Here is a 13,283-nt window from a genome sequence, read left to right on the forward strand (position 1 = left end):
GTATTTAGAGTGAGTAGATGAATTCAACAATCTGACTAATCTCCTTGTCGCTCAGGATCTTATGAGCGCCAAAGGGAGGCATCATGGTGTTGGGATTCATCTGGGTGGCATCTTCGATCTGTGCACGAAGTACCGCCTTGTCTGGGAAACGCATCTTCATCTGCATTAGCGGTGGTCCAATGGTACCCGCCGCGGCACCGCCCTCAATGGCGTGACACGCCAGGCAGTTACCTTTTTTACGGTTGAAGGAAACGCTCTTGCCGGCCTTGATGTCCGCAGCGAGTTGAGTCTCGACCGGAACCTCCTGACCACTGATGCTGGTGAATGTCTCGGCAGCCATTACGCTACTACCCAACAGGGTCAGGCAGCTGGCTGCGAGGATCTGTTTCATCGATTTACGCATGTCGATCTCCTCTACTGATCACTGTTGAAGGTATGATGGGGTGGTGATGTTGGTCTGGGTGGTAGCCTGGATATAACCGAGCTCACCCTGCAACTGTGCCTTGTGCGCCAGCTTGATAGCCTTTGCCTCGTCTCCGGCTTCAGCTGCCTTTACAGCACCCTTGATGATCTTGCCGGTATCACGCCACTCACCTTTCACTGAAGCCGCCTTTTTAGCAGCAGCCTTGGCAGCCTCGATAGCCTCAGCAGCGGTAGCACCGATTGGTGCAGCTGGTGATGGCTTCATGGCGACCGGAGCGGGTGCTGGAGCGGGTTCTACCTTGGCGACCTCTGCGGCCGGCTTGGCAGGTGATGTGGTTTGAACGGGTTCTTTTTGCTGAGTAGCAAAGATCGCAATCAGGATAATGATCGCGAGCACTGTGCCTATCAGAGCAACCTTCTGCATGGTACGTACCTCCTATGAGCCTTTTTGGTGTTTAGCATCCGTGCATTTATTTAGTTATCTGGAGCAGTGCACGGGCAATTCTGTACATTGCTCCACGATGCAGAGTTTGGTCTGGAAGGGGGGGGATTGAAATTGGGGAATGCAGCGAGAGGGGTTAGGGGTTTCCCTAACCCATAGTTAATAGGTCAATTACTCGTTCTGGGGTAGTGCTGATTAGTCTACTGAAAGACGCATGCGTACCAGTTCGGAGAGAGAGCGCGCCTCCATCTTCTCCATCACCTTGGCGCGGTGCGCCTCGACGGTCTTTTGCGTGACACCCAGCTCAATGGCGATCACCTTATTGGCGCTGCCGTGGACAACCATCTCCATCACCTCACGTTCACGTGGCGTGAGCAGTTTGAGGCGTGCTGAGATGTCAGCCTGCAGCCCCGTTTCGTGGCGCTGCTCCTCATCGAGTGCGATGGCGCGCTGCACACTATCGAGCAGTGCCTGATCCTTAAATGGCTTTTCGATGAAATCGACGGCACCCGCCTTGAGTGCGCGTACCGCAATCGGCACATCGCCATGTCCTGTTATAAAGATGACCGGTAGCCTGACCTGTTCAGCTGCGAGTTGTTCCTGCAGATCGAGACCACCCATACCGGGCATGCGGATGTCGAGTACCAGGCAGCCGGAGCGCTCGCGCTCGTAACCCTCAAGAAAGTCGTTGGCGGAGGGGAAGGTCTCTACCGCCAGCCCCACCGAACGCATCAGCCACTGCAGCGAGTCGCGTACTGCCTCATCGTCATCGACAATAAATACTGTCGCTTCATTACTCATAGTGTTTCCTCACTCTCAGCAGTGGGCAGGATAAAGGAGAAGGTGGTACCGGCCGCAACATTGGTCTCGACCCAGAGCCGACCCTCATGTGCTTCGATAATGCCACGACTGATCGAGAGACCCAGCCCCATACCGCGTGGTTTAGTGGTGAAGAACTGATCGAATAGCTGCTCCTGCGCCTCGGCGGTAATGCCAGGGCCAGTATCTGAAACCTTCACCGAGAGTGTCTTGTCATCACCGGGTGCGGTGGTGATGGTGAGCTGGCGGGTGGATGCATCACTCTCTGCCATCGCCTCAATCGCATTGCGTGCCAGATTGAGTGCCACCTGTTCGACCTGGATTGCGTGGGCATGCACGGGGGGTAACTCGGACTGTAGGTTGAGGTCGATGGTGACACGGCTTTTGTTCGCTTCTGGACCGATCAATACCGCTACTTCGCGCACCAGGTTATTGATATCGACACGGCTACGCTCCGGCGTCTCCTTGCGAATGAAGTTGCGAAGTTGGCGAATGATTTCGCCGGCACGATCGGCCTGATTGGCAGCCCGAGTCATGATCTCGGTGATCTGCTCGATATCGCCCTTGCCCGATTCGAGCATGCGAATCGAGGCGCGGGTGTAGTTGGCGATGGCTGCCAGTGGCTGGTTGATCTCGTGGGCAATACCCGAGGCCATCTCACCCATGGTGCTGACACGTGCGATATGGGCGAACTCCGCCTGGTGCTGGCGCAGCTCCTCGGCGGCCTCTTTGCGCTCGGTAATATCACGAAATACCACTACTGCGCCGACCGTGGCACCGTGCGTGTCCTTGATCGGGGTGCTGCTGTACTCGACCGGCAGGCTTTGGCCATCCTTACACCAGAAGATATCCTCGGCGACAAAACGCGGCATGTCGTCACGGAAGGTGTGGTAGACGGGGCACTCTATACCGGGGAATGCTGAGCCATCGGCGCGGGTGTGGTGTAGCAGTTCGTGCTGATTGTGGCCGATCAGATCCTCGGCGCTCCAGCCGGTAATACGCTCCATCGCACGGTTAACAAAGGTGGAGTTGCCCTCCAGATTGACCCCGTAGATGCCATCGCCGACCGAGTTGAGAATCAGGTCGTGTTTGTGCTCGAGAAAACGCTGTGCCTTTTTCAGTTCACGGTTGAGCTGCCAGACCCAGCTACTCATAAAGAGCAGTGCCAGCGCAACGATTGTGCCGACCACGACCCACTTCCAGTAGTAGCGCAGTACATCGAGCAGGGTGAAACGGCTCGTTTCATCGTAGGGTGCGAGCTTTAACTCCTTAAACAGGTCATGCACCGGCTGGTAGTCGAGTGGGATGGTCCAGCCGGAGTAGTCGCCCTTGTCGGCAGCCGGGTGATCGGCAGGCATTTTAAGCAGCGCCACGGCGACCTGTTGTGCCAGCTGGTTTGAGATGTGGCGTACTTTACTAAAGGGCCACTCCGGGTAGAGGCGGGTGCTGTGGATGAAGGGGAAGTCGGCATCCTGTTTAGGGTTGAGGACGCGAAACTCATTCAGGTTAATCGTCCCCTGACGTGCCATACGCTCCAGAATGTCGGTACGCACGGTACCGGCGTCGGCCTCACCATTGCGCACCGCCATCACCACCTTATCGTGGGTGCCAGCGAAAGAGAGATCTTCGAAGTCGATTTGGGGTTCGATGGCCTGTCCACGCAGTTCGCGCCACGCCATCTGATAGCCACCCAGCGAGGTGCGATCGACCGCCATAAATCGCTTACCGACCAGATCGGAGAGCCATTCGATATCGTCTCGTTCGCTACGGGTGAAGATGACACCGCCGAAGAGATTGTAGGGGACACCATTACGACGGTTGTTGAGGGTGGCGATACGGGTGACGCGGTGACGTACCTCGAGGTTGACGTAGATGCCGGGATTGACCAGTACAAAGTCGACCTCGCCGCTATCGACTGCCGGTTCAACCTGGTCGAAGTTGAGCGGTACGATCTCAAAGAAGTAGTCGGTCAGAGTGGCGTTGAGATAGTCAGCGGTGGGCGACCAGGTCTGCAGTGTGGCAGCATCACCGCGATGGCTGAGTACGCCGATGCGAATCCAGTCCGCTGCCGAGCTGATGGTCGGCAGGAGCGCAGTTGCGAGCAGGAGTAGCCATGTTGTTAATCTTGTTGGCATTGCGGTCTATTGTAGCGGAGTTGTGCCGATCAGTTGCTGATGCGCATCGGCACGGTGTTGATCTTGTTTTCCCACAGCTTGGCACGCACCTTGTTGAGCTCTTTACGACCGGTGTAGGGGCCAAGGTGGACGCGGTGCCAGGTTGAATTATTGTTCACCGTAACGGTCTGGATCGTCGCTTGGTAGCCAAGAAACGCCAGTTTTGCCTTCAGGCTGTCGGCCTGTTTCAGGGTGCGGAAGGAGCCGACCTGCAGCACGTAGCGGGCAGTAGGTTGGTCCGATTTGGTGCTGCTGGTCGCTGGCGCCTCACGTGGCACCTCAACCTCCATCTCCGGCAGCATGTCGTAGAAGTCGAAGCGGGGTGACTCATCAACCGGTTTCGGTGCAGCCTTCTTAACCGGCTTTTTAACTGCAGCGGGCTTGTTTGTTGAGCTGGCGACGGGTTTGTTATCGGTTGGATTCTGCTTCAGATAGACCAGACCGGCGACCAACAGTCCTATCAGCAGGCCAGCAACCAACCACAGCCAGCCAGGTGCAGAACGGCCTGCCGGTTTACCGGAGGCAGCGCTTTTTTTCGGTGCGGCGCGTTTGCGTGGCTTCGGTTTGTTTGCGCCGCTGCCGGCGTTTTTGAAGTCGCGCTGGGTACTCACATGCTCTCCGGCGCAGAGATGCCGAGCAGATTGAGACCATTGGCCAGCACCTGGCGGGTGGCGCTGATCAGATTGAGGCGCGCATCGCGTAGCTCAGGCTGATCCTCAATCAGAAACGGGTGGGCGTTGTAGTAGGTGTGGAACTCATTGGCCAGCTCACGCAGATAGTGGGCGAGTTGATGTGGCTCGTGGCTGAGTGCCGCGCCCTCGACCAACTCGGGGTAGCGTGACAGGGCGACCATCAGGCTCTCCTCGTGTGGCTCGTGCAGCAGGTGCAGATTGGATGCACCGCGTGCTTCATCGCGTTCCAGTTTTTTCTCTGTTAGCTGACGCTGCACGCTGCAGACGCGGGCGTGGGCGTACTGGATGTAGTACATCGGGTTGTCGTTGCTCTGCGACTTGGCCAGATCGAGGTCGAAGTCCATGTGCTGCTCGCATTTGCGCATCACGTAGAAGAAGCGTGCCGCATCGGAGCCGACCTCCTGGCGCAGTTCGCGCAGGGTGACGAAGGAGCCGGAGCGAGTCGACATCTGTACCTTCTCTCCGCCGCGGAAGAGGCTGGCGAACTGCACCAGCAGCACATCGAGTTTGTCGGCATCCTCCTTGTCGCCCATTGCGGTCAGTGCTGCCTTTACCCGTGGTACATAGCCGTGGTGATCGGCACCCCAGATATCGATGACGCGGTCGAAGCCGCGGTCGAGTTTGTGCCAGTGGTAGGCGATATCGGAGGCGAAGTAGGTCTTAATGCCATTGTCGCGGACCACGACACGATCCTTCTCATCACCGAACTCGGTGGAGCGGAACCAGAGTGCCCCCTTCTTTTCGTAGACATGACCCGATTTTTTCAGCTGTTCGATCGCCTCGTCGACCTTGCCCGATTCGACCAGTGAGCGTTCCGAGAACCACTCCTCATATTTAACGCCAAACCCCTTAAGGTCGGCACGAATGTCATCGAGGATGGTGCTGAGGCCGAGGTCGAACACCTCGCGGTAGCGCGCCTTGCCCAGCAGCGTTTTGGCGCGGGCGATCAAGCCGTCGATGTGGGTCTCTTTGTCGCCACCGGCGGGTTCGTCAGCAGGGACGCCATCAAACACCGTCTCGGCAGGATGGGCCAGCCTGTTATCGTGGTTGCGGTGCAAGGTGGCGGCGATATCCCAGACATACTCACCCTTGTAGCCGTTGGCGGGGAATTCGAACTCGACTCCAGCCAATGACAGGTAGCGTAGCCAGACGCTGGTGGCGAGGATGTCCATCTGTCGTCCGGCATCGTTAACGTAGTATTCGCGGTGAACCGAAAAACCGACCGCTTCGAGCAGATCGGCGACAGTGGCGCCGTAGGCGGCGCCTCGACCGTGACCGACGTGCAGCGGGCCGGTGGGGTTAGCAGAGACATATTCGACCTGTACCGATTTTCCTTCACCGATGGTGCTGCGACCGTACTGCTCGCTCTGCTGCATGATCTCACCAACCACGGTGTGGTAGGCATCGGCGGCGAGGGTGAAGTTAATAAAACCGGGACCAGCAATATCGACCCTCTTCACACCGGCGGATTCAGGCAGACGCTCGACCAGCAGCTCGGCAATCTCACGAGGTTTGCGACGCGCCGCCTTGGCCAGGGTCATTGCTACATTGCTGGCAAAGTCTCCGTGGCTGCGGTCACGGGTGCGCTCGATGTGGAGTTGGGGCTGGGTGTCGGCAGGGAGCAGGTCGTCGGCCTTCATCTGCGCCAGTGCCTGTTCTACGAGTTGTTTGATCTGCTGTTTCAAGTCGAATATCCGCTGGTTCTGAGTGGTGCGTGAAAAAGTTGCGCCATTCTACCGTGCAGGTCGAGGCTTTGAAATCGGTTTGCAGCACTCAATGCCGCTTCTAGAAGATCTCCATCGGGTCGATATCGATCGACCAGCGTACCTTGCGGGCGCTCTTCTCACTCTCCAGCTGTGGAATCAGGCCGGTGAGTAACTGCTGTAGCGGAGCGCGATCGGAGGCCTGCAGCAGCAGCTGGGCTCGATAACGTCCGGCGCGGCGTGGCATCGGAGCCGGAATCGGGCCGAGTAGCATGACCTCGTTAATACCGTAGGCACTGCCAAGCTCACGTGCGCGCTCGAGGAAGGTGAAGGGGGCCTGACTATCGGTTGCGTCGGCGCGTAGCAGCGCATAACGGCAGTTGGGAGGCAGGTCGGCGAGATTGCGTTCAGCGAGTGCTGCCTCAGCGAAACGTGCGTAGCCGTCGGTTAGCAGTGAGTTGAGCAGTGGATTCTCGGGGTGGTGGGTTTGGATCACTACCTCGCCGGGACGTTCGGCACGACCGGCACGCCCCGCGACCTGAACCACCAGCTGCGCCATCCGTTCGGTGGCACGGAAATCGGCACCGTAGAGCGCCTGGTCGATATCGAGAATCGCCACCAGGGTGACGTCGGGCAGGTGGTGTCCCTTGGCGAGCATCTGGGTGCCGATCAGGATGCGCGCCTCACCGCTATGTGCCAGCGCCAGTTTCTCCTCCATAGCCCCCTTATTGCGGGTGGTGTCGCGGTCGATACGTACATGGCCGACCTCGGGGAAGTGACTGCTGAGTGCGGTCTCGATCCGTTCGGTACCGAGCCCCAGTGGTCGCAGATCGGGGCTACCGCAGTCGGGACACTGTTCGGGTAGCGGGCGGTGGGTGTCGCAGTGGTGGCAGCGCAGCGCTACGGCGCGCTGGTGCAGGGTGTAGTGATGGTCACAACGCGGACAGTCAGCGATCCAGCCGCAGTCGTGGCAGAAGAGGGTGGGGGCGAAGCCACGGCGATTGAGAAACAGCAGTACCTGACCACCCTTGTCGAGGTGGTGGCGTATCGACTCGAGCAGCGGTGGTGAGAGGCCATCCTCCATCGGCAGGCTGCGAACATCGAGCAGACGTAGCTTGGGATGGATGGCGTTACCGACACGCTCTGGAAGATGCAGTCGTTTGTAGCGTTGCTGGTTGAGGTTATGCAGGCTCTCCAGGGATGGGGTGGCGGTGCCGAGTACGATCGGAATCTTGTGATGGCGGGCGCGCAGTACTGCCAGGTCGCGGGCGTGGTAGCGGAAACCGTCCTGCTGTTTGTAGGAGAGGTCGTGCTCCTCATCGACCACAATGAGCCCCGGCCTCGCCAGTGGTGTGAATAGCGCCGATCGCGTGCCGATCACCACCGGTGCAGTGCCGCTGCTGGCGGCCAGCCAGGCGCAGAGGCGTTCGCGGTTACTCAGACCGGAGTGGAGCACCGCAAGCGCTACACCGAGACGGCGAAAACGTTCGACCAGCTGGGGCGTAAGGCCAATCTCTGGGATCAGTACCAGAACCTGCTCACCACGATCGATAACGGCACGGATCATATGCAGGTAGACCTCAGTCTTGCCGCTACCGGTCACCCCCTCCAGGAGCCAGGCGTTAAAGCCGCTACCGGCATCGAGTACCGCATCGACCGCCTGCTGTTGCAGCGAATTAAGATCGATCAAAGCCGTGGCGGAGCTATCGGCTGCCTCAAGGCAGGGGCGCTCGTTGACCTCGACCAGCCCTTTATTGATCAGGGCACGCAGTGCACCGCGCCAGTCACCCTCCAGGTCGGAGAGCGCCTCACTGGTCACACCTTCAGGATGGGCCTTGAGGCGATTAAGCAGCGTGGCTTGCCGTGGGGCACGTTTCAGTTCCAGCGGATCCTTGTTGAGGCCGGCATCGGTTATCTGCCACTGCTGTTCACCGCGCACCTCAGCGGCATGACCCTGGCGCAGCAGCACTGGCAGGGCGGTAGCGAGTGCCTCACCAATTGGGTGGTGATAGTAGTGGGCGCTCCAGACCAGCAGTTTGAGCAGCGTGGTATCAAAGAGCGGTTCCTGGTCGAGCAGATGATAGGCGCGTCGCAACCGCTTGAGTTCGAATTCACTCTCATCGGAAACCTCGACCAGCAGGCCGACCACCTTGGTCCGACCGAAGGGGATCTGTAGCCTGAGACCGGGTTGAAGCTGCGTGGTATCGCAATCCTTGGGTGGCAGATAGTCGAAGAGACGATAGAGGGGGGTGGGGACGGCGATTCGAAGGATCACGGCGGGGTCGGACATGGGCGCTACTCTACACCATTTTTTTGCGCCGATGGGTGCGCGAATCTGTCTCCAGTTAGGGGGCAAACCTCATGTGAATTATTAACAAAGATCACCTAACTGTTTAACCCATATAGAAAACGCAGTTTAGTCCACAAAAGCTGTGGATAACTTTGTGGATGAAATGGGGCAAAGGGGGTGTAGGCAGCGCTATTGTTGCATATTTGTTAAATTGGTTATTTTTTAATCAATTCTTCATATGTTAATAATATCAATATGTTATAGCGTGTTATTAAGTCGTTGGTTGAGGCTAGGGGCGTTTGTCAGTATTTTTACAGCGTCTTCCTCCTATTTGTGCATAAAGTCATATTTCAGGCTTGTGTTTTATTGGTCACTATGGCTGGGATCGGCCCTGCGCGGGCAGGTTATCGATACTGACGGCATTCTTTTTCTGCCAATATTCACGGATGCCGCTCTCTCCCTTCTTTTCAGCCCACTCAAGCAGCTTTTTTCGCTCCCCAACCGGCTCCATCAGCGGTACGCCGAAGCCGCAGGAGGTCTTTACCATGTCGACGCTGATACGGACGATTTGGCGTACCCCCGGAAGATCTTCATCAAACAGTCCGCGAAGAGTGTCCCATTCGCCGCTATCGGGTAGTAGCACCTCACCGCGGCCGTAGAGGCGAAGTATCTTGGGATCGCCGCTAAAGGCGCAGAGCATCACGGTAATGCGCCCATTCTCGGCCAGTTGGGCCGCCGTTTCGTTACCGCTACCGGTCAAGTCGAGAAAAACCAGCTCGAGTGGGCCGGTAATGCGCAGTGTGTCGTAACCGCGCGGTGAGAGATTGATATGACCATCCTCGGTCAGGGGTGCCGAGGCGACAAAATAGAGGGATTGAGCTTCAATCCACTGTTGTAGTTCGGGTGAGATCTCATGATGCATTCCCATTGATCGATTCCTTATATTAGGTTATTGACGATTTTCAGATGCTAACACCAATAAAAGTCGATAGGTGTGTCAGCCGATCTCAATCAGCTGCGCTAAAGGGGGTGAAGTAACCAAATAAAAGGATCGTAAATATAAAACAGATTAAGCGTGTTGTGGCGGTGGTATTGGGTCTTACGGTGATCGGTCCGATGAGTGTGTCGGCAGATGATCTGACCCAGGGTCAGTGGATTGAGTTACGTGGTAAGTGAGTCGATAAGCACCTAGATCGTAAAGGGGAATGTATTGATGCCCGTCTTGACCGTCGCGCCGTACATGCAGAGGCAGTGGGGAAGATTTGACTGCTGAGGATTGGTTGGAGCTGCAGCCCGACCCGAGCACCCCGAGCCGTCACGGGAGCTGGAGCGTGAGGCAACAATACGTGAGCGTATGCAGCGTTTCCGTAACCTGACCTCAGAAGAGCTTACTGCACTTCGTTATGGCTAGAACCGCTAAACAAGGCTCCCACAGGTGCGTTGTGATGCGTTGCGTAAGGCGTTGGCAGGGAATGAGTGCCGATGAGCGTGCGGCGCTTCGTGAAAAGTGGAGTGAGCGTCGAGAGCAGCGGATGTTTCAGAAGACGGTTTGGGCGGCGGTGCTGGGCGAGGTTAACAGGAAGATTGCAGGCAATAAAAAAGGCCCCTTTCGGGGCCTTTTTTGTCGTGCGGGTAGCGCTTACTCGCCCATGCCCATCTCGATGTAGCCGGTGGGGCAGACGTCGGCACAGATGTGGCAACCGATACAGCGTGAGTAGTCGGTGTAGACGTAACGACCCAGGGTGGAGTCCTGCTTGGGGGTCTTCTTCACAGCTTCCTGTGGGCAGAAGACGACGCAGTTGTCACACTCGAAGCACATGCCGCAGCTCATGCAGCGATCGGCCTCAGCACGAACATCCTCTTCGCTCAGTGGCTGCAGACGCTCCTCGAAGTGTCCCAGAACCTCCTCAGCGTTCACATCGAGCTCATTGCGAATGTGGCGCGGTGTCTCTTCATAGTGACCAAGGAAGAGGTCATTTGAAGGGATGATCTCAAAGCGTGAGCGATCTTCGAAGTTGTGAACCGCCCAATCGTTCTCTGAGGTGCCACGTAGGCCGAGATCGATCTCCTTGGCAAAGCCCTCCTCCTTGGAGACCTCTTCGCGGCCAGCAGCCTCAAAATTAGCGGGTGTATGGTCAGTCTCTTCGAGTTTCATCATCAGATCGAAGTGGTGTACATCAACCTTGGGACGTTTAACCATCTCCTGCTTGTTCAGGTAGTGGTCGATACTATCGACGGCGACTGACGCCTGGCCGATCGCAGTGGTCAACAGGTGAGGACGGATGATGTCGCCTGCGACAAACAGCCCCTCCTTGCCCTTAACCTGGAAGTTGCTGTCGGAGTCGATCAGGCCACGACCATTATTGAAATCTTCCATGCCGGATAGATCACCGGTCTGGCCGATCGCGCCAACGATCAGGTCGGCCTCGATATCCATTTCGGAACCCTCAACGATGCTGGATTCGTTGCCGTTCCACTCAACACGTACAACGCGTAGTGCCTTGGCGCGACCATCCGCGTCGAGTACGACCTCGACGGGGTTGAGGCTGCCGGTGATGGTGACACCTTCGTTCTCAGCCGCCACAACCTCGTGCTTGGCTGCAGGCATCTTGTCGACCGGGCGACGGTAGACCAGCTGCACCTCGGCGCCCTCTTTGGTGGCGACGGTAGCAACATCGTGTGCGGTCTGACCGAGGATGACATTCTCAGGGCGGTCGTTCTCGTGGACGTTGGTGATGTTGCCGAGACGGCGGGCAACGGAGACAACGTCCATGGCGGTATCACCACCACCGACAACCACAACCTTCTTGCCGACGTGCTGCAAGCGGCCGTGGTTGAATGCGGAGAGGAAGGAGACGCCGGATACGCAGTTGGAGGCGTCACCGCCAGGGACTGGCAGGCCGCGGCCTGACTGAGCGCCGATGGTGATCAGGATGGCGTCGAACTCTTTCTCGATCTCTTCCATGGTGACGTCACGACCGATGCGAGTCTCCATACGGGTCTCAACACCCATGTCGATGATGCGTTTGATCTCGCCATCAAGCACGTTACGCGGGGTACGGTAGCCCGGGATGCCGTAGCGCATCATGCCGCCCAGCTCGACGTGGTCGTCGAAGATGGTGGCGCCGTGGCCCTTGCGGCGCAGCTGGAAGGCTGCTGCCATACCGGCAGGTCCGCCACCGATGATCGCGACCTTCTTACCAGTCTCGCTATCGGGCTTGCTGAAGGTCAGGTTGTTCTCAAGTGCGTAGTTGCCGAGGTAGTGCTCAACCGAGTTGATGCCGACAAAGTCTTCGACCTCGTTGCGGTTACAGCCATCCTGACACGGTGCTGGGCAGACTCGACCCATGATGCCGGGGAAAGGGTTGGAGTCGGTGGCACGGCGGAAGGCGTACTCCTGCCAGCTCATATCACCCGCAGGCTTCTCGATACCACGAACGATACTCAGCCAACCACGGATGTCGTGGCCCGAGGGGCAGCTACCCTGACAGGGTGGGGTTTTGTGCACATAGGTCGGGCACTTGTGGCTCCAGCTCGCCTGGAAGATCTCTTCAGACCAGGTGCGTGGTGATTGATCGCCATCTTCGTAGCGGCGGAAGTTAAGAGTCTTGTCCGTCATAGCGCTGAAAACCTGTAGTTGTGTACGTTAATGGAGGCTAAGTATCGCCCAAATGGGTCGAATACTTTATATATCTTTTGGGCTAGGCGCAAATCGTTTAGATCTGCGAAATCCTTACCATTTTAGGATTTCTTGGCGATTCGTCTATGGCTGGATGAGTGTGGGTATTCAATGCTGAGTCGCTTGTCTCGAAAAAAGCTTCGGGGTAGGGTGCGCCGATGGCAAAATCCCAAGACAAGTGGCTCTTTCTGGTCGACGCCAGCGTCTACATCTTTCGTGCCTGGCACGCCTATCCCGATGACCTCTTCGACGAACAGGGGCACTCGGCCAATGCGGTACACGGTTTTGCGACCTTTTTATGCCAGTTGCTGGAGCGGGCGCGTCCCCGACATATCGGTGTCGCCTTCGATGAGAGTCTGCTGACCTCGTTCCGTAACCAGATCTATCCCGCCTACAAGGCCAATCGTGAGCCGCCACCGCCCGAGCTGGAGCGGCAGATGAAGGCGTGCCGCAAACTAGCTGAATTAATGGGGATGACAACCTACGCCAGCGATATCTACGAAGCGGATGATCTGATCGGCACTCTGGCGATCAAGATGCGCCCGCACGGATTTCGTACCGCAATTGTCAGTCGTGATAAGGATCTGAGTCAGCTGCTCGCTGAACGCGACGTGATGTGGGACTTCGCCAACGATAAGAAGATTCGCCACAGCGAGGTGAAGGCACAGTATGGTGCCGAGGCGCACCAGATCATTGATCTGCTGGCGCTGGCGGGTGATGCGGTCGATAACATTCCCGGTGTGCCGGGGGTGGGGCGCAAGACTGCAGAGGCGTTACTGGAGCGGCTCGGCTCGCTCGATGAGATCTATGAGCGGCTTGATGAGGTGGAGTTCTTCTCCATTCGTGGTGCTAAACGGGTGAAGCAGCTACTGCAGGAGCACCGGGAGATGGCGCTGATCTCACGCCAGCTCACCGCCATCGCCACCGATGCGCCGATCGAAGGAGCGCCTGAAAATCTGGAACGCAAGGAGCTCGATCAGGAGGCGCTTGAGACCTTCTGTGAGTTCCACAACTTTGATCGTTATCTGGGTGAGCGTTGTCTTGCCTCACGTCACCTATAG

At 57.5% G+C, this 13,283-nt stretch carries 10 protein-coding genes; 1 reads left to right on the forward strand and 9 read right to left on the reverse strand.

Annotation, left to right across the window (positions count from 1 at the left end; translation table 11 throughout):
• Nucleotides 1-4 precede the first annotated feature (4 nt).
• The 9 genes from soxX to HUE57_RS04710 form a co-directional block, all read right to left on the reverse strand.
• A complete protein-coding gene (gene soxX / locus HUE57_RS04670) occupies nucleotides 5-403 on the reverse strand; it encodes a sulfur oxidation c-type cytochrome SoxX (protein WP_236725578.1) in 399 nt (132 codons plus the stop codon).
• Nucleotides 404-421: 18 nt separating this feature from the next.
• Nucleotides 422-847, reverse strand: coding sequence for a SoxXA-binding protein (locus HUE57_RS04675; protein WP_236725579.1), 426 nt, complete (start codon nucleotides 845-847; stop codon nucleotides 422-424).
• Between the two features lie 213 nt (nucleotides 848-1,060).
• Nucleotides 1,061-1,666, reverse strand: coding sequence for a response regulator FixJ (gene fixJ / locus HUE57_RS04680; protein ID WP_078482025.1), 606 nt, complete (start codon nucleotides 1,664-1,666; stop codon nucleotides 1,061-1,063).
• Nucleotides 1,663-3,819, reverse strand: a complete 2,157-nt coding sequence (locus tag HUE57_RS04685; protein ID WP_236725580.1) for a PhnD/SsuA/transferrin family substrate-binding protein — start codon at nucleotides 3,817-3,819, stop codon at nucleotides 1,663-1,665. The genes fixJ and HUE57_RS04685 overlap by 4 nt, the downstream gene beginning before the upstream one ends.
• A gap of 29 nt (nucleotides 3,820-3,848) precedes the next feature.
• Nucleotides 3,849-4,469 (reverse strand): SPOR domain-containing protein, encoded by a 621-nt coding sequence (locus HUE57_RS04690; RefSeq protein ID WP_078482026.1) that lies wholly within the window; start codon nucleotides 4,467-4,469, stop codon nucleotides 3,849-3,851.
• On the reverse strand, nucleotides 4,466-6,235 hold the full coding sequence (gene argS, locus HUE57_RS04695) for an arginine--tRNA ligase (RefSeq protein ID WP_078482027.1): 1,770 nt from the start codon (nucleotides 6,233-6,235) through the stop codon (nucleotides 4,466-4,468). Before argS ends, HUE57_RS04690 begins: the two co-directional genes overlap by 4 nt.
• A gap of 100 nt (nucleotides 6,236-6,335) precedes the next feature.
• Nucleotides 6,336-8,543 (reverse strand): primosomal protein N', encoded by a 2,208-nt coding sequence (locus HUE57_RS04700; RefSeq protein WP_078482028.1) that lies wholly within the window; start codon nucleotides 8,541-8,543, stop codon nucleotides 6,336-6,338.
• A gap of 373 nt (nucleotides 8,544-8,916) precedes the next feature.
• Nucleotides 8,917-9,471, reverse strand: a complete 555-nt coding sequence (locus tag HUE57_RS04705; protein WP_078482029.1) for a pyridoxamine 5'-phosphate oxidase family protein — start codon at nucleotides 9,469-9,471, stop codon at nucleotides 8,917-8,919.
• A gap of 711 nt (nucleotides 9,472-10,182) precedes the next feature.
• Nucleotides 10,183-12,162 (reverse strand): NAD(P)-binding protein, encoded by a 1,980-nt coding sequence (locus HUE57_RS04710; protein ID WP_078482031.1) that lies wholly within the window; start codon nucleotides 12,160-12,162, stop codon nucleotides 10,183-10,185.
• A 218-nt stretch (nucleotides 12,163-12,380) separates the two neighbouring features.
• Between HUE57_RS04710 and HUE57_RS04715 the strand changes: the two genes are divergently transcribed.
• On the forward strand, nucleotides 12,381-13,283 hold the full coding sequence (locus tag HUE57_RS04715; protein ID WP_078482032.1) for a 5'-3' exonuclease: 903 nt from the start codon (nucleotides 12,381-12,383) through the stop codon (nucleotides 13,281-13,283).

The organism is Candidatus Reidiella endopervernicosa, assembly GCF_013343005.1.
Lineage (GTDB): Bacteria > Pseudomonadota > Gammaproteobacteria.